General features: G+C 44.3%; 14 protein-coding genes and 1 pseudogene. 9 read left to right on the top strand and 6 right to left on the bottom strand.

What is annotated here, in order from left to right; translation table 11 throughout:
* The first annotated feature begins 9 nt into the window (after positions 1-9).
* The 3 genes from LT679_RS13655 (at position 10) to LT679_RS13645 (ending at position 4456) form a co-directional block, all read left to right on the top strand.
* Complete coding sequence (locus tag LT679_RS13655; protein WP_232178162.1) at positions 10-1317, top strand: ammonium transporter; 1308 nt, start codon at positions 10-12, stop codon at positions 1315-1317.
* Positions 1318-1388: 71 nt separating this feature from the next.
* Positions 1389-2441, top strand: coding sequence for an acyltransferase family protein (locus tag LT679_RS13650; protein ID WP_232178161.1), 1053 nt, complete (start codon positions 1389-1391; stop codon positions 2439-2441).
* 107 nt (positions 2442-2548) lie between these two features.
* Entirely contained in the window at positions 2549-4456 is a 1908-nt protein-coding gene (locus LT679_RS13645; RefSeq protein WP_232178160.1) for an amidophosphoribosyltransferase, read from the top strand.
* A gap of 82 nt (positions 4457-4538) precedes the next feature.
* On the opposite strand, the gene LT679_RS13640 is transcribed toward LT679_RS13645, so the two are convergent.
* A complete protein-coding gene (locus LT679_RS13640; protein WP_232178159.1) occupies positions 4539-5195 on the bottom strand; it encodes a LysE family translocator in 657 nt (218 codons plus the stop codon).
* Between the two features lie 169 nt (positions 5196-5364).
* On the opposite strand from LT679_RS13640, the gene LT679_RS13635 reads away from it, so the two are divergent.
* Together LT679_RS13635 and LT679_RS13630 are read left to right on the top strand one after the other, a co-directional pair.
* A complete protein-coding gene (locus LT679_RS13635) occupies positions 5365-6840 on the top strand; it encodes an MFS transporter (protein WP_232178158.1) in 1476 nt (491 codons plus the stop codon).
* Positions 6841-6969: 129 nt separating this feature from the next.
* Entirely contained in the window at positions 6970-7434 is a 465-nt protein-coding gene (locus LT679_RS13630; protein ID WP_232178157.1) for a deoxycytidylate deaminase, read from the top strand.
* Here LT679_RS13630 and cmk read toward each other — a convergent pair.
* On the bottom strand, positions 7424-8101 hold the full coding sequence (cmk, locus tag LT679_RS13625) for a (d)CMP kinase (RefSeq protein WP_232178156.1): 678 nt from the start codon (positions 8099-8101) through the stop codon (positions 7424-7426). The two genes, LT679_RS13630 and cmk, sit on opposite strands and share 11 nt — an antisense overlap.
* Positions 8102-8160: 59 nt before the next feature.
* Here cmk and arfB point away from each other — a divergent pair.
* A pseudogene (arfB, locus tag LT679_RS13620) lies at positions 8161-8571 on the top strand (alternative ribosome rescue aminoacyl-tRNA hydrolase ArfB); the annotation flags it as partial.
* Here arfB and LT679_RS13615 read toward each other — a convergent pair.
* Together LT679_RS13615 and lon are read right to left on the bottom strand one after the other, a co-directional pair.
* Positions 8568-9521 carry a lipid A deacylase LpxR family protein gene (locus tag LT679_RS13615; RefSeq protein ID WP_232178154.1) on the bottom strand — a complete coding sequence of 318 codons (954 nt, stop codon included), beginning with the start codon at positions 9519-9521 and terminating at the stop codon, positions 8568-8570. The pseudogene arfB and the gene LT679_RS13615 overlap by 4 nt on opposite strands.
* 81 nt (positions 9522-9602) lie before the next feature.
* Complete coding sequence (gene lon, locus LT679_RS13610) at positions 9603-12077, bottom strand: endopeptidase La (protein WP_232178153.1); 2475 nt, start codon at positions 12075-12077, stop codon at positions 9603-9605.
* Between the two features lie 337 nt (positions 12078-12414).
* Here lon and LT679_RS13605 point away from each other — a divergent pair, with 337 nt between their 5' ends.
* Entirely contained in the window at positions 12415-13047 is a 633-nt protein-coding gene (locus LT679_RS13605; protein WP_232178152.1) for a tetratricopeptide repeat protein, read from the top strand.
* Here LT679_RS13605 and LT679_RS13600 read toward each other — a convergent pair.
* Together LT679_RS13600 and gpmI are read right to left on the bottom strand one after the other, a co-directional pair.
* Complete coding sequence (locus LT679_RS13600; RefSeq protein WP_232178151.1) at positions 13044-13583, bottom strand: hypothetical protein; 540 nt, start codon at positions 13581-13583, stop codon at positions 13044-13046. The genes LT679_RS13605 and LT679_RS13600 overlap by 4 nt on opposite strands.
* Positions 13570-15093, bottom strand: coding sequence for a 2,3-bisphosphoglycerate-independent phosphoglycerate mutase (gene gpmI, locus LT679_RS13595; protein ID WP_317206546.1), 1524 nt, complete (start codon positions 15091-15093; stop codon positions 13570-13572). The genes LT679_RS13600 and gpmI overlap by 14 nt, the downstream gene beginning before the upstream one ends.
* A 98-nt stretch (positions 15094-15191) precedes the next feature.
* Here gpmI and LT679_RS13590 point away from each other — a divergent pair, with 98 nt between their 5' ends.
* Both LT679_RS13590 and nadC read left to right on the top strand, forming a co-directional pair.
* A complete protein-coding gene (locus LT679_RS13590) occupies positions 15192-15587 on the top strand; it encodes a DUF4783 domain-containing protein (RefSeq protein WP_232178150.1) in 396 nt (131 codons plus the stop codon).
* A gap of 45 nt (positions 15588-15632) precedes the next feature.
* On the top strand, positions 15633-16475 hold the full coding sequence (gene nadC, locus LT679_RS13585) for a carboxylating nicotinate-nucleotide diphosphorylase (protein ID WP_232178149.1): 843 nt from the start codon (positions 15633-15635) through the stop codon (positions 16473-16475).
* Positions 16476-16510: the final 35 nt, after the last annotated feature.

Genomic DNA, 16510 nt, shown 5'->3' with positions numbered 1-16510 from the left:
AAAAAATTGATGAAACGGTACTTTCCTTTCCTTTTAATCCTGATTGCTTTAGTACTTACCTTTGTTTATCCTTCAATTGAGTTAAACACAACCGAAAAATCGCATTTCAACGGTGCAGATATCGCCTGGATGCTGATGTCAACCGCGTTGGTGTTGATCATGACTCCCGGACTTGCCTTTTTTTACGGCGGTATGGTGAATAAAAAGAATGTCATATCAACCATGCTGCAAAGTATTGTTTGTATGGTGATCATTACCGTGATCTGGGGAGTATTCGGTTTCAGCTTAGCATTTGGCGATAGTGTAGGCGGGGTAATAGGTAATCCATCAACTTTTTTTATGATGAAGGGCATGCTGGGTACTGCAACCTGGCCCGCAGCGCCAACTATCCCGTTGTTACTGTTTGCCATGTATCAGCTCAAGTTTGCTATTATAACCCCTGCGCTGATTACCGGCGCATTTGCTGAGCGTATCCGTTTCAACTCATATATTATTTTTTTGATCCTGTTCTCCATCTGCATATTCTCACCGCTTGCCCACAGCACCTGGCACCCTGATGGCATATTGGCCAAAATGGGCGTGCTTGATTTTGCCGGCGGTACAGTAGTGCATATGTCGGCAGGCTGGGCGGCATTGGCATCAGCCATTTACTTGAAACGCCGTAACGAGGCTACACATTCGCCCGCCCGTATCACTTATGTAATTATAGGCACAGGCTTGTTGTGGTTTGGCTGGTTCGGTTTTAATGCAGGTTCGGCATTAGGCGCTAATCCATTAGCGGTAACCGCCCTCGCAACCAGCACCACAGCTTCTGCCGCCGCAGGCATTACCTGGATATTTTTTGATATGCTGCGCGGACGTAAACCATCAGCCATGGGTACCTGTATTGGTGCGGTTGTGGGTTTGGTGGCCATAACACCGGCTGCAGGTTTTGTATCGGTGCCGCACTCGCTGGCTATCGGTATTATATCGGCCATAGTAAGTAACCTCGTGGTTGAGTGGCGTACCCGCACTTCAATTGATGACACATTGGATGTATTTCCTTGCCACGGTGTTGGTGGTATGGTGGGTATGCTGCTTACCGGTGTATTCGCACATCACAACGTTAACGCGGGTATGGCTAACGGCAACGGCTTATTTTTTGGCGAAACCAAGTTGTTCCTGATACAACTGGTAGCATTGGTCGGTACTTCGATATTCGCGTTTTTTGGTTCGCTATTGTTATTAAAGATCACCGATATGATTTCACCGTTACGTGTATCCATGGAAGAAGAAATTGTAGGTTTGGACGTTAGCCAGCACGGCGAAAAACTGTAACAAACTATCTACATAGTTTATTTTTAAAATGCTTATGACTACTTTACAACGTCATAAGCATTTTTTATTTGATGAAACCCCATTACCCTATACTTGATGGATTGCGCGGTACGGCCGCCATACTTGTAGTTATATTTCATATACTCGAGGTAAACTTTCCGCCCGAAACGCATCCCATGAATCATGGTTACCTGGCGGTTGATTTTTTCTACCTGCTATCAGGCTTTGTAGTTGGGTATGCTTATGATGACCGTTGGGGAGAAATGAGTGTAGGGCAATTCCTGAAAATAAGGTTTGCGCGCCTGCATCCCATGGTAATATTCAGCATTACCGTAGGTGCGATAGCCTTTTGGTTCGACCCGTATCACGACAGCTCATTTAACATGAGCCTGATCAAGCTAATTGGTGTCACGCTGATCGGTTATACCATTTTGCCTCATCCCGATGTTCGCGCATGGGGCGAAACCCATTCGCTAAACGGCCCGTGCTGGTCGTTATTACAGGAATATATCGCCAACATTATTTACGCGCTGGTAGGCCGCAAATTAAATAAGACAGCTTTAGTAATAGTGCTTATTGTTACCGGATCAGCATTAACTTTGATGGCTCTTAAACAAAACTACATGGGCCTGGGCTGGAGTTACGAAACCTTATGGGCGGCGCCCATACGCATGTTGTTTCCTTTCTTCGCCGGTTTACTGTTGTTTCGTATGGGTAAACTGATCAGTATCCCGATGGCCTATCCGCTGCTTTCGTTGTTGCTGATCGTAGTATTCTTTATGCCGAGGTTTCAATATAATGGGTTGTATGATGTCGCCTGCGTTATTTTGCTGTTTCCGCTCGTGGTAGCTGCAGGGGCAGGAGGCCAGGTGAGCGGTACATGGGCAAAGGTTTGTAAATTTGCAGGTGAATTATCTTATCCGCTGTATCTGATCCATTATCCTTTCATCTACATTTACGGTTACTGGATCAGTGTTAAAAAGCCGGCAGTTGATCAGAACGTTCCTATAGCTATAGGTCTGTTCGTATTTTTCATTGTTTTCGCATTGGCTGCCTTAAAATTATATGATGAACCGGTTCGCAAATGGCTTCGGCAAAAGCTGGTTCCTGCAAGGGCAATGTGATGGTTAAGGTAGTGTTAAATTAATATCAATATTAATGCTTTTTTAATGACAATAGGATAGGAGATAATCGCAAACAAAAGTTTACCTTTGCAACCTCATTACAAATCATGAGCGATCAGATTAAACATGAATGCGGTGTGGCATTTATCCGCCTAAGAAAGCCACTCTCTTACTATCAGCAAAAGTACGGCACTGCACTGTACGGCTTAAACAAACTGTACCTCTTAATGGAAAAACAACACAACCGCGGCCAGGATGGCGCTGGTGTTGCTACTATTAAGCTGGATATTGATCCCGGTAAACGCTACATAAGCCGCCACCGCTCAATGGCATCAAACGCGGTTGCTGATATTTTTGAGTACATCCAGAAAAAATTTGCTGACATTGAAAAGGAGTTTCCGGATAAGCTTGCTGATGCCGACTGGCTGAAAGAGCATGTGAGCTTTACCGGCGAAGTGCTTTTGGGCCACCTGCGTTATGGTACGCATGGCAAAAATAGTATCGAAAATTGTCACCCCTTTCTTCGTCAAAACAACTGGAAAACCCGTAACCTGGTAATTGCCGGTAACTTTAACATGACCAATGTTGATGAATTACTGCAACAGCTTTACGATTTGGGGCAGCACCCTAAAGAAAAGGCCGATACCGTTACCGTGTTAGAGAAAATAGGCCACTTTTTGGATACTGAAAATCAAGGATTGTTTGATCAGTACAAACGTGAAGGCCTGGATGATAACATGGAGATCAGTAAATTAATTGCCAATGATCTTGACGTAGCCAAAATTCTCCGTAAATCAGCCAAAAACTGGGATGGTGGTTATACCATAGCCGGTATTATGGGCCACGGTGATGCATTTGTAATGCGCGATCCGGTAGGCATACGCCCGGCATTCTATTATTATAATGATGAGATTGTAGTGGCTGCTTCAGAGCGCCCGGCAATTCAAACTGCTTTCAACGTTTCGCTTGATGATATTAACGAGATTAAGCCGGGCCACGCGCTTATCGTTAAAAAGAATGGCGACGTATCAGAAGATATGTTTAGTGAGCCGCTTGAAAAGAAATCGTGTTCATTTGAGCGTATTTATTTCTCTCGCGGCAGCGACTCGTCTATCTACCGTGAACGTAAGCAATTAGGCCGTTTATTGTGCCCGCAGATACTGGAAACGGTTGATCACGATATCAAAAACACCGTATTTTCTTACATCCCTAACACTGCCGAAGTTGCTTTTTATGGCATGGTTGAAGGGGTGCACAAATACATTAAAAAGTATCAGCGCGACAGATTACTTAACCGAGAGGACAAAATAAGCGATGAAGAACTGACCGAGGTGCTGCAATTGGCGCCACGTGTGGAGAAGATCGCTATAAAAGACGTTAAGCTGCGTACCTTTATTACCCAGGACGCCGACCGTAGTGAAATGGTTGCCCATGTTTATGATACCACTTATGGTTTAATAAACCATGGCACTGATAAACTGGTGGTGCTGGATGATTCAATTGTGCGTGGTACCACACTTAAGCAAAGTATCCTGAAAATACTGGATCGCTTAGGGCCTAAAAAGATCGTGGTAGTATCGTCAGCGCCGCAAATACGTTACCCGGATTGCTATGGCATTGATATGTCTCGAATGGGTGAGTTTGTGGCTTTTGAGGCAGCGGTGAGCCTGCTTAAAGATGCCGGTAAAGAAGAAATATTGCTAAAGGTTTACCAGCAGTGTAAAGACAGCGCCAAGCTGCCTAAAGAACAAGTGGTAAACTATGTTAAGGCTATTTACGAGCCATTTACCGATCAGGAGATATCTGATCGTATTGCACAAATCATTACTCCAAAAAATACAAATGCAGAAGTTCAGGTGATCTATCAAACGCTGGAAAACCTGCACATTGCCTGCCCTGACCATACCGGCGATTGGTATTTTTCAGGCAACTATCCAACAGCGGGTGGTAACAAGGTAGTTAACCGCGCTTTTGTTAACTGGATGGAAGGCAAAAACCAACGCGCTTACATGTAAGCCGTATTTGGTTAACCTGCACACAATTTACAGAACGCTCCGGAAACGGGGCGTTTTTTGTTTGAAAAGCTTTTTATAAAATTTAAGAAACCTTCTCGGGCGCAAAAACAAGGTGGGTTACCAACCTATCGAAGAGGATAAATGATGCGATGATAAGCGCTATGCCGGCCACCTGGTTAAGCTTGTGCACCAGGGTTACTGATATTCGGTCGCGCAGTTTATTGGCATAAAATGCCTTCAGCGTGTCAAGGCCAAACTGCACAATCAGCACAGTTAAAAACATGGTGGCTATTTTAAGCTGACGGTTGGGTATTCCTTCATGGAATGTGGTGCTGGCCGTACCAATTACCATCATCCAATGGAAAAGGATGGTCGGGTTAAAAATGCACATAAAAAAACCCTTCAAAAAATAGCCGGTACGCTTAAGCTTTGAAGGTGTGGAATTTTTATAGTTTACGTCGGCTTTTTTAAAAATGTAATATATGCCCACGCCAAGCAGTATAACGCTGCCTACAACGCCTGCGTAAATTTTGGTTTGCGGGGTAATATCTATCAGTTGCGAGCCAAAAAGTATAGCACCAACAAAAACCACATCGGTTGATACTACGCCCAGGGCAAAGGCTACGCCCGCCTGAAAGCCTCTCTCGATACTCACCTTTATCAGCGAGAAAAATACCGGCCCGGTTATAAAAGTTAATATTAACCCTATACCGATTCCTGAAATAATGGCATCTATCATTAATTATATCTTGAGCGGCATATTTTGGCCATGCGAATATGCAATTTTATCTCATAACCAAAAGAAAAATGTGTTAGCCGCGGTAACAAAATGTAATCTTATAACAGGAAATTATAAAAATTGATTTATGTTAGTGCTTTAAACAAAATTCGTACAACCAACTTATAAAATGGAACAAAACAAAACTAAAAGCTACGGATCGGCACTGGCAACGCTGGTTACAGTATTCTTTTTTTGGGGATTCGTAGCAGCGAGTAATGACATTCTCATTCCGGTGTTTAAGGAGAAGCTTAACCTTGAGCAATGGCAATCACAAATGATTTCGTTTGCCTTTTACGTGGCTTATACAGTAGGCTCTATTATCTATACCTTAGTTTCTAACAGTTTAGGTGGCGACTTGCTAAATCGTATTGGCTACAAAAATGGTATAGCCATCGGCCTTACCATATCAGCGTTAGGAACATTGTTATTTTATCCGGCAGCTGAATCTGCATCGTTCCTGATTATGATCACGGGTTTGTTTATAGTTGGCCTTGGTTTTTCATTACAGCAAATTGCGGCTAACGCGTTGGCCGTAGCGCTTGGCGATCCTAAAACCGGTGCACAACGCCTTAGCTTAACCGGTGGTGTAAACAACTTTGGTACTACCATAGGGCCGTTGTTGGTAAGTTTGGCCATATTCGGATCGGTTAGCGCTAACTCGTCTGATGCAAGTATAAGCGCGGTGAAATTTCCGTATCTTATTTTAGGCGCTCTATTTATAGTTGTTGCAGTCGTATTTAAATTTTCTTCAATTCCTAATAAGATTGAAACCGAATCAGATACCATCGACCTAAGCACCCCTACAGACGTTTCGCATGTTCACACCAGCGGGCAGAAGAAAGGTGCCTTAAACTATCCTCAGCTTTGGATGGGTATGATCGCCATTTTTGTTTATGTAGGTGTAGAAGTATCAACAGCGAGTAACCTGCCCGAGTATATGGGTAAAGAGCTTGGTTTAGCTACGGCTAATATTGCGCCTTTCGTATCGTTATACTGGGCCAGCTTGATGATCGGCCGTTGGACTGCTTCGGTAGGTGCGTTTAATGTTAGCGGCGGTTTGCGCAAGGTGCTGAACGTAGTAGTTCCTTACATTGCGTTCGGCGTGTTCTTAGCCGTTAACAAAATGGCGCAGCATGATGTTACCCCATTCTATGTATACGGATTTGTAATCATCGCCATGATTATTGGTGACATGTTAAGTAAAGGTAGCCCCGCGCGTTTGTTATTTATCTTCTCGGCAATGGGTATAACCGCATTGTTTATAGGTATGTTAACCAGTGGTATGATCAGTGCCTTCGCATTTATCAGCGTTGGTTTATTCTGTTCAACACTTTGGCCATGTATTTACACCCTCGCCGTATCCGGATTAGGTAAGCATACCAACCAGGGTTCAGGCTTCCTGATCATGATGATTATGGGTGGCGGTATCATCAGCTTACTACAAGGTGTTTTAGCAGCTGATGATTTGTTAGGCATTCAATGGTCATACCTGGTGGGTGTAGGTTGCTTTGCTTACCTGGCGTTTTACGCACTTAAAGCGAAGAGCATTCTGAAATCTCAGGGTATTGATTTTGATTCGCTTGAAGTAAAAGGCGGACATTAATTTTAGTGAATAGGCATTAGTCATTGGTCAGTTGTCATTAGTCGTTGTATATGCTAATGATAACTGACCAATGCTTTTATAACAAACTTTGAATGCCAAATGACTACTGACCACTAACTACTGACCATAATGAAACCCAGTTTCGATAATATATTTATGAACCTCGCGACCGACTTAGCCCGACGGTCGCATTGTGTTAAAGCGCACGTTGGGGCGGTATTGGTTAAGGATACGCGCATTATTTCGATAGGCTATAACGGCCCGCCGGCAGGCACGCACAATTGCGATGAGGAATGGCCCGATTCCGGTTGTCCTCGCGATGCCCGCGGAAGCTGCTCATTAGCTTTACACGCTGAGGAGAATGCTATATTATACGCCGTTAAGAATGGGGCTAATTTGCAGGGTGCTACGTTATACACTACATTATCGCCATGCCTGCCATGTGCCAGGCTGATATTTTCGGCAGGTATAAAGCACGTTTTCTATAATAAATCGTACGCTGCTTACAAGGGTTTGCCAAGCGATGAGGGCGTGGATTTTCTGAACCGCTTTGGTGTAGTTGCCGAACGATTTGATACCGATGTTATTCCTTAATAAAAGGCTTGATTTTATTCAGCGCAAACTCCAGTTGCTCATCGGGAGTAAGGTAGCTGTTATCTAATACAATAGCATCTGCAGCCTGTACCAGCGGACTTTCCTTGCGGGTGGTGTCGTCATGGTCGCGCAGGGCAAGGTTTTCAAATACTTCTTCCATGGTAATATCAGGCTGTTTAACTACCAGTTCCTTATAGCGGCGTTCAGCGCGGATCTTAGGGTCGGCCGTCATGAAGAGTTTTACCTGCGCATCCGGGAAAACTGTAGTGCCTATATCGCGGCCATCCATTATGATGTTAATGGATTTACCCATCAGTTGCTGCTGTTTCACCATGGCGTGGCGTACGGCAGGTATAGCTGCAATCTTGCTTACATTTGAAGCCACATGCATCTGCCTGATCTCTTCGGATACATCCTCATCATTCAAAAAGATGCTCACCTGCCCATCAGTAGTTTTAAGGCTGATATGGATGTTGTTGAGCGCGGTTTCTACTTGAGTTTGGTTGGTTACATCTACCTCATTACGCAAAAAATAGAGTGTAACGGCACGGTACATGGCACCGGTGTCAACATATACAAAATTAAGTTTTTTGGCTAAGGCTTTGGCAATGGTGCTTTTACCGCACGACGAGAAACCGTCAATGGCTACAACTATATTGTTATTCATATGCGCATCCAAGATACAAAATATAAGCGTTGCCCTGATAAACAATTTATATTTGCCGCATGAATGCAAACAAGGCGGAGCTGCAAAAAGAGGTGATATACAAAACATCGCGCAGCGGCGGCAAAGGCGGGCAAAACGTTAACAAAGTATCAACCAAAGTTGAATTGCTGTTTTCTGTTGATGAGTCATCGCTGTTTAATGATGATGAGAAAATTTTGATAAATAGCCGTTTGCAATCGCGCTTTAATAAGGATGGCATGATACAGGTGGTGTGTGACGAGGAGCGCAGCCAGTACTTAAATAAGGAGAAAGCACTCGAGAAACTTGTTGCCTTACTCACTAAAGCTTTACAAATCGAGAAACCACGAAAAGCCACAAAGGTAAGCCGCGCCGTTAAAGCGGCTCGCGCCGAAAATAAACGCCAGCAATCAGCTAAAAAAGAAAGCCGTAAACGAAACTTCGATTACTAATTGAACCGGTAAAGTATAGTTGCTGATCCCCACTGGTGGGCTTTCAGCATCTCTTTTGTGTCCTTAGTTTGAAAAACAGCCGACAGGTCAAATATCCAGCGCTCACCGCCGTAGGTAACGCCAAATTGCTGGCTGAATACAATGGGTTTACGGGTAAGCCTTACTTCTACACCATCCGCATCTTTATTAAACAAGCTGCCTTCAATGGTAGCATCATAGGCTACATAACGCAGGGTAGGGCGTAGGTAGAAAAAAAATTCGTGCTTATTCAGCGGTTCAAAGCCTCGTTGCTTAATGGCGTTACTTTGCGTACTTACTGAGTTGAATAGCTGGTTAAAGTTACCTAATCGCACTAAAAAGCCGGCGCCCGCGCCGGTGAAGCCGGTACCCAGGTTAGCGTAGGTGTTTAACGATATATCCGCATCCTTGCCAGCCCGGCCAAGCAACCTGTTGTACTCGCCCGATAAGTTAAATTGAAAGTTGTTGCGTATCTGATATTCCCAGCCTTGCAGTTCATAAAAGCCGAACGTGTTGTGTATAACCTCCTGCGCCTGTCGGCCAAGCGCTGCAGGGCCTATCACGCCTATTTGCGCGCCCAGTTTCAGGTTGCTCTCGTTGCTGTATAAATAGTTAAGGTTAGCACCTGCATACAAGTAACCGGCAAATGGGCGGTCAACCATTTCACGGTCGGGTGTTTGGCCGCTTGCCGGATTGAAAATTTTTTGGCCCAGCTCAATGCCTAAAACTTTGTTTTTAAAGCGGGTGGTATCGTTAACATTTAATCCCCGTCTAAAGAAAACAAAGAGTCCGTTGGTGTAATAACGGTCAGACCCTTGAGCCAGAAAGGAATCGTTATCGCTTTGAAAGCCGAATTCGTTACGGTGTGTCTGCGCAAATGCTTGCAGGCCCGATAAAAGGCACAGCAGGAGCAAAGTATGTTTGAGGTTCATTAATTAACAGGGGGAATGTCAATAAAAAAGCCGGATCAATATTGATCCGGCTTTAAAGGTAATTTATATTTTGCTTAAAATTTAATTTAATGCGGGTTTGATATCCTCTTTTATCTTGAGGTCAAGCGGCTCTTTCACCTGCTCGTTAAGTAAAGCCAGGTTGATCACCTCGCGCATGTCCGTAACGTAATGAAAGGTTAAATCCTTGATGTAATTTTCCTTGATTTCCAGTATATCTTTCTGGTTTGATTTACACAGGATGATCTCCTTAATGTTGGCACGTTTGGCCGCCAGTATTTTCTCTTTAATACCACCTACGGGCAGCACACGGCCGCGCAGGGTAATCTCGCCCGTCATGGCCAGGTTTTGCTTAACCTTGCGTTGGGTAAACGCCGAAGTTAGTGCCGTTAGCATGGTAATACCTGCCGATGGGCCATCTTTAGGCGTTGCGCCAGCCGGAACGTGTATGTGTACATCCCATTGGTCAAACAAACGTGCATCAATGTCAAAGTAGGATGCATGAGCGCGCAGGTAAGCCAACGCTATCACCGCCGACTCCTTCATCACATCACCCAGGCTACCGGTAAGTGTTAATCTACCTTTACCCGGACTAAGGCTTGCTTCAATGAACAGGATGTCACCACCAACTGAAGTCCAGGCCAAACCGGTTACAACACCGGCCACATCGTTGCCTTCATATAGGTCCTTATCAAAAATAGGGGCGCCCAATATAGTTTCGATGTCCTTTTTGTTGACGTTGGTATTGTACGGCTCTTCAAGCGCAATGCTTTTGGCAATGCCCCGAACTACCGAGCCTATCTTTTTCTCCAGAGAACGTACACCAGATTCACGAGTGTAATCCTCAATTACCTTCTCAATTACATCCGGCTTAAGCGCAATATCCTTGCTTTTCAGGCCATGCGCTTCGCGTTGCTTTGGCAGCAGGTGTTGCTTGGCAATCTCTACTTTTTCCTCAATGGTATAGCCGTTTACTTCGATAATCTCCATACGATCAAGCAAGGCAGGCTGTATAGTGCTCAAGGAGTTTGCTGTCGCGATAAACATTACGTTTGACAGGTCAAAATCCAGCTCAACGTAATGGTCATAAAATGTGCTGTTCTGTTCCGGATCAAGCACTTCAAGCAATGCTGATGATGGGTCGCCGCGAAAGTCGTTACCTACCTTATCTATCTCATCTAATATAAAGACAGGGTTGGCAGCGCCGGCTTTCTTGATAGATTGAATAATGCGGCCCGGCATCGCTCCGATATATGTTTTGCGGTGACCGCGTATCTCAGCCTCATCGCGCACGCCGCCGAGGGCCATACGTACATACTTGCGGCCAAGCGCCTTGGCTATTGATTTACCTAAACTGGTTTTACCAACACCCGGAGGGCCAACAAGGCACAGGATAGGCGCTTTCATGTCGTGCTTTAATTTTAGCACGGCCAGGTATTCAATTATGCGGCGTTTTACCTTGTCTAAGCCAAAGTGATCCTTATCCAGCACTTTTTGAGCGCGTTTCAGGTCAAAGTTGTCTTTAGTGAACTCGTTCCAGGGCAGGTCAAGCAGCAACTCCAGGTAATTCATCTGCACCGAGTAATCGGCAGCGGCTGGGTTGGTACGTGCCAGTTTCTCCAGTTCCTTATTAAAGTGGTCGCTTACTTCTTTTGCCCATTTCTTTTTTATAGCACGCTGGCGCAGATTTTCTATCTCGAGGTCAGGGCTGCTACCGCCTAATTCTTCTTGTATGGTTTTAAGCTGCTGGTTTAAAAAGTAATCACGCTGCTGCTTGTCAAGGTCAACGCGCACTTTTGTTTGTATCTGGTTTTTCAGTTCCAGCATCTGCAGGTCGAGCGTTAAATGCTCCAACACCATGTTGGCCCTTTCGCGTAGGCTTGATACTTCAAGCAAGCGCTGCTTTGCCGACATTTCGGCATTCATGTTAGAGGCAATAAAGTTGATCAGGAAAGCGGTGCTCTCAATATTTTTTATAGCGATGCCTGCCTCACTCGGGATGTTTGGCGAAAGTTGGATGATACTCATGGCCATATCTTTGATAGAAGATATCATGGCCTTAAATTCCTTATCCTCTTTCAGCGGTGTATCCCGGTACGATTCAATGGTCGCTTTTATGTAAGGTTCACTTTGCAGCTCCTCTTTTAGTAAAAAGCGCTTTTTACCTTGGATGATCACTGTGGTGTTACCATCAGGCATTTGAAGTACCTTGATAATAACGGCCAGGGTACCTACATGGCAAAGCTGGGTAAAATCAGGATCTTCAACAGATACATCTTGTTGTGCCACAACGCCAATCATGCGGTCGCCTTTATTGGCGTCGCGTATCAGTTTGATAGATTTATCGCGACCAACAGTGATAGGTATCACAACACCCGGAAACAATACGGTGTTACGTAACGGCAGTATGGGTAATGATTGAGGTAATTCCTCATTGTTCATCTCCGCCTCGTCTTCTGACGACATTAACGGAAAGAACTCTGATTCCTCATTTATAATAGGTAAAGTATTTTTAAAGTCAAACGGGTCGTAACTCATTAAAATAAAATTTTAACGCCATAATGTCAGCCGGGTTGTACCAGGCAGACTATTTAACGCGTTATTTAACAGTTATTATATATGTTTCAACTGCTGTGCCAATAATCATAAAATACTGCTTAATTAAGTATTTATGGGCTAACCCATTGTAAATTAGTCAACAGCGTTAAGGTAGGTTATTCAGCTTAAAACCGGCTTTGTATACCCGGGCTGAAAAAAAGTCATCAACTTTGTTATTTATACCGGGTATAAATTTCACAATTAGTGCAAAACCTTATAATATTTTGTTGCAAAGTTAGTTAATGTTATACTAATTTTGTTCACCCCTGGGTTATTGATGAGATTATCGGCTATAATATCATTACTACTTTTTTCAACCATCGAGACATCCCTGGCTCAAAGCGCTTACGTAAAACTTGGCGAGCAGGCTTTGCTGGATGGTAACTTTAAGTCTGCTGTAAAGCAGCTGGAAAAGGCATGCCTCGTTGATTCAACCAATGCCAACGCCCTGTGGATGCTGGGTTATTCTTATTACCACAGCGAGAATTACAAAAAATCCATTATTGCTTACACAAAGGTTATTGCTATAAAGCCGGTTGATGCCTCAGCTTATTATTACCGGGCACGTTCAAAAGCTTTTTTGGGCCGGGATGCATCCCTGTCCGCGCAGGAGAAAGAAAAACATTTGTTAGGCGCTATTCAGGATTTAACTAAAGCTATTGCGGTGAGCGCAGATCCGAATGATATGAAGCTCTACCAAAACCGTGGTATAGCTTACCGTGAATATGGTTTATTTAAATTAGAGCATGCGGCTAACAATGCCGACCGTAACCGTGGTATAAACTCATTACGGGCATCTATAAATGATCTGCAAAAAATAATGGATACCAATCCGGGCCGCAGTGATATATCTACGCTGATCGATCTTTCAAAGGAAAAGCTGGCTACCGCTACAGGTAAACGCAGTTAATTAAAACGACTATTAATATCATAGCTGTTTTCGCCAAGCAGGCGAACATGCTGTACTTTGCCGATGTGATAGGCCGAATCAGGATAATAGCTTAAATTCTCGGTGCTGGTGTAAAGCAGGTTGGATGTGTGGTTAACAATATCTATTGATTGCACCTTATCACCATTGTTTATTATGGTGATGGATTGCGTTTTAAGTTCGGGCAGTTTTGCTTTGTAAACCGTAGTGTTACCTCGTTTAGTAACAGTATAACTATCGCGCCAGGCAGGTTTATTAATATCTGACCCGCTAAACAAGCCCAGCTCATCCTTCCAGCTGGATATGCCAAGGTCGCGGCTTTCGCTTTGCCTGTTATGCTTTACCGTTTTTTCAACATGCGGATGAAGTTTGGTGAGCCGTTCAGCTTCGTTACTAAAGTAACCTTTTATGTCAAAATAGCGGTTACCTTCAACCGCTGCATCAGGCTTGCATGAAACAAGTGCTGATGCAATGGTTGCTGATAAAGCTAATATTTTAAAACGTTTATACCAGTACATTGCCCGTCATTTCAGCCGGGATGTTCACGCCCAGTATTTTAAGTACAGTAGGAGCGATATCGCCAAGCTTGCCGTCGTTTACGGTTTTTACGTCGCTGTCAATTATAACGCAAGGTACCAGGTTAGTGGTATGAGCCGTGTTGGGCGATCCGTCGTCGTTTATCATGTAATCGGCATTGCCATGGTCAGCAATGATGATGAACGAATAGCCGTTTTTTAAACCTGTTTCAACTACTGCTTTAGTGCAGGCATCCACTGTTTCGGCTGCTTTTACTACAGCTTCAAAAACGCCGGTATGGCCAACCATATCCGTATTGGCAAAATTGAGGCACACAAAGTCGGGCCATTTATTTTCGAGCTCCGGAATAATAGCGTCTCGTATACCTTGGGCGCTCATTTCGGGCTGCAGGTCATAAGTAGCTACCTTTGGAGACGGGATCAAAAGGCGTTTTTCACCTTCAAATTCCTTTTCACGTCCGCCCGAAAAGAAAAAGGTAACGTGTGGGTATTTCTCGGTTTCCGCGATACGGATTTGTGTTTTACCGGCATCTTGTAGTACCTCACCAATGGTTTTGGTCAGGTCATCCTTCCTGAAAATCACCTCAACATCGTTAAACGTATCGTCATACGAGGTCATGGTAACGTATTTTATTTTCAGCGGATGCAGATTGTATTCCGGGAAAGCTTTTTGGGTTAGGGCCAAACTGATCTCGCGGCCACGGTCAGTACGGAAGTTAAAACAGATCACCACATCGCCTTCTTTTATTACGGCAATGGGTGCGCCGTTTTCGTCGGTTTTAACCAGAGGCAAAACAAACTCATCAGTTACATCTTCAGCGTACGATTGTTTGATGGCATCGGTAATGCTTTGTACCGGCTTTCCGGTTCCGTTCACCAATAAGTCATAGGCCTGTTTCACACGCTCCCAGCGGTTATCACGGTCCATGGCGTAGTAGCGGCCAATAGCTGAAGCCAGTTTTGCTGTGGTAGGGGCAATGTATTCTTCGAGTTCAGAAATAAATCCTAAACCTGATTGCGGATCAGTATCGCGTCCATCCAAAAAGGCGTGTATATATACATTAGCGAGGCCGTACTCGCGGGTTACATCAACCAAACCTTTCAGGTGGTAAATGTGCGAGTGTACACCACCGTCGGACAGGAGGCCGATAAAGTGCACATCTTTTCCGTTTTGTTTGGCATAGTCAAACGCTTCTTTAACAACCAGGTTACCGGCAAGCTCTTTCTCGTCAACCGCCTTATTAATGCGGCCAAGCTCCTGGTAAACCACGCGGCCCGCGCCCAGGTTCATGTGGCCAACTTCGGAGTTGCCCATTTGCCCGGCAGGCAAACCTACTGCCGTGCCCGATGCTTCGAGTTTAGAATTTGGGTATTGTTGTAACAGCGAATCAAAAAATGGCGTATTGGCTGCATATATAGCGTTCGACTGATCCTGACGGCCATATCCCCAGCCGTCAAGTATCATCAGTACAAGTTTTTTATTAGTTTCCACATCGCAAATATAAAGGCCTCGTGTAAACTTTAACACTTTATGCGTATTAATATGCTTGTTTTATTGTAATAATTTGTTGTAACTTGCTATCGAGGATTATGAGAAAGCTCCAATTTTTACCATTACTGGTGATGTTTTTTGTTTTGCAATCGGCAACCACCGTTGATCCGATAGATAGCGTTGCCGAGCTTTTTAAGCAGGGCAATGCCACAGAGCTTACCAAGCAAATGGCGCCCACGCTTGATGTATCCTTACTTAAAAAGGAAGAAACTTACTCAAATACACAGGCCGGTATCATATTAAGTAAATTCTTCACACAAAATAAGCCTAAGAGTGTTAAAGTGCTACATCGGGTTAATACAAGCAATGCGTACCGGCTGGGCGTATTGTTGCTTACTACTGATAAGGGCGCTTTCCGTGTATCTTTCACCCTAAACGGAACTAAGGGTGTTTTACAGATCATAGATTTGCGTATTGAAGCTGAAAAAGCTTAATAATTGTCAATTGTTCTTATTTTTGAGGGCACTAAACACGCAATTTTGGACAAGGAACTGATCAAGAACTTTATTATCAATTCATTACAGGAAGATGTGGGCGACGGCGACCATACCTCTTTAGCCACTATTCCGGCCGGGACTACCGGTAAGGCGCATCTCCTGGTAAAAGACGAAGGTATTTTAGCCGGTGTTGAACTGGCGCTTGAAATATTTAATACTGTTGACCCAGAGCTTAAGGTGACTACCTATTTACAGGATGGCGATGCCGTGAAAGTAAAGGATGTGGTGCTAATTGTGGAAGGCAGCGTACACAGCATACTTATAGCCGAACGTTTGGTATTGAACTGTATGCAGCGCATGAGCGGTATCGCTACTGTTACCCGGCAGATAGTTGACATGCTGGCCGGAACCAACACTAAAGTGCTTGATACCCGCAAAACCACGCCGGGCCTGCGTTACCTCGAAAAATGGGCTGTACGTATAGGCGGCGGCGTTAACCACCGTTTTGGCTTGTATGACATGATCCTGATTAAGGATAACCATGTTGATTACTCGGGCGGAGTAAGGCAGGCCATCGGGAATGCATTAGAATATACCGCTACGCATAAAAAACTGGCTATTGAAATTGAAGTGCGTAATCTTGACGAACTAGAGCAGGTTTTGCAAACGGGCGGTGTTGACCGTATATTGCTCGACAATTTTAAATTTGACGATTTGAGGCAGGCCGTAGCTATAGTTAACGGCCGTTATATTACCGAGGCATCGGGCGGTATTACTATTGATAACGTACGCGATTATGCCGCTTGCGGTGTTGATTACATATCAATGGGTGCCTTAACGCATTCAGTTAAAAGCCTTGATCTGAGCTTAAAAGCTATTAGTTAATGATATTGAACTTTACGCTTCGCAACCTAAAATAC

This window comes from Mucilaginibacter roseus (assembly GCF_021215455.1).
GTDB classification, from domain to species: Bacteria; Bacteroidota; Bacteroidia; order Sphingobacteriales; family Sphingobacteriaceae; genus Mucilaginibacter; species Mucilaginibacter roseus.
Note: the sequence above shows the minus strand (reverse complement) of the source record. Positions and strands in the feature narration are given on the sequence as shown.

Bases quoted from the DNA above. Each gene is read 5' to 3' on its own strand.
- LT679_RS13655 (WP_232178162.1), top strand. From the start codon at position 10: ATGAAACGGTACTTTCCTTTCCTTTTAATCCTGATTGCTTTAGTACTT.
- LT679_RS13650 (WP_232178161.1), top strand. From the start codon at position 1,389: ATGAAACCCCATTACCCTATACTTGATGGATTGCGCGGTACGGCCGCC.
- LT679_RS13645 (WP_232178160.1), top strand. From the start codon at position 2,549: ATGAGCGATCAGATTAAACATGAATGCGGTGTGGCATTTATCCGCCTA.
- LT679_RS13640 (WP_232178159.1), bottom strand. From the start codon at position 5,195: ATGATAGATGCCATTATTTCAGGAATCGGTATAGGGTTAATATTAACT.
- LT679_RS13635 (WP_232178158.1), top strand. From the start codon at position 5,365: ATGGAACAAAACAAAACTAAAAGCTACGGATCGGCACTGGCAACGCTG.
- LT679_RS13630 (WP_232178157.1), top strand. From the start codon at position 6,970: ATGAAACCCAGTTTCGATAATATATTTATGAACCTCGCGACCGACTTA.
- cmk (WP_232178156.1), bottom strand. From the start codon at position 8,101: ATGAATAACAATATAGTTGTAGCCATTGACGGTTTCTCGTCGTGCGGT.
- LT679_RS13615 (WP_232178154.1), bottom strand. From the start codon at position 9,521: ATGAACCTCAAACATACTTTGCTCCTGCTGTGCCTTTTATCGGGCCTG.
- lon (WP_232178153.1), bottom strand. From the start codon at position 12,077: ATGAGTTACGACCCGTTTGACTTTAAAAATACTTTACCTATTATAAAT.
- LT679_RS13605 (WP_232178152.1), top strand. From the start codon at position 12,415: ATGAGATTATCGGCTATAATATCATTACTACTTTTTTCAACCATCGAG.
- LT679_RS13600 (WP_232178151.1), bottom strand. From the start codon at position 13,583: ATGTACTGGTATAAACGTTTTAAAATATTAGCTTTATCAGCAACCATT.
- LT679_RS13590 (WP_232178150.1), top strand. From the start codon at position 15,192: ATGAGAAAGCTCCAATTTTTACCATTACTGGTGATGTTTTTTGTTTTG.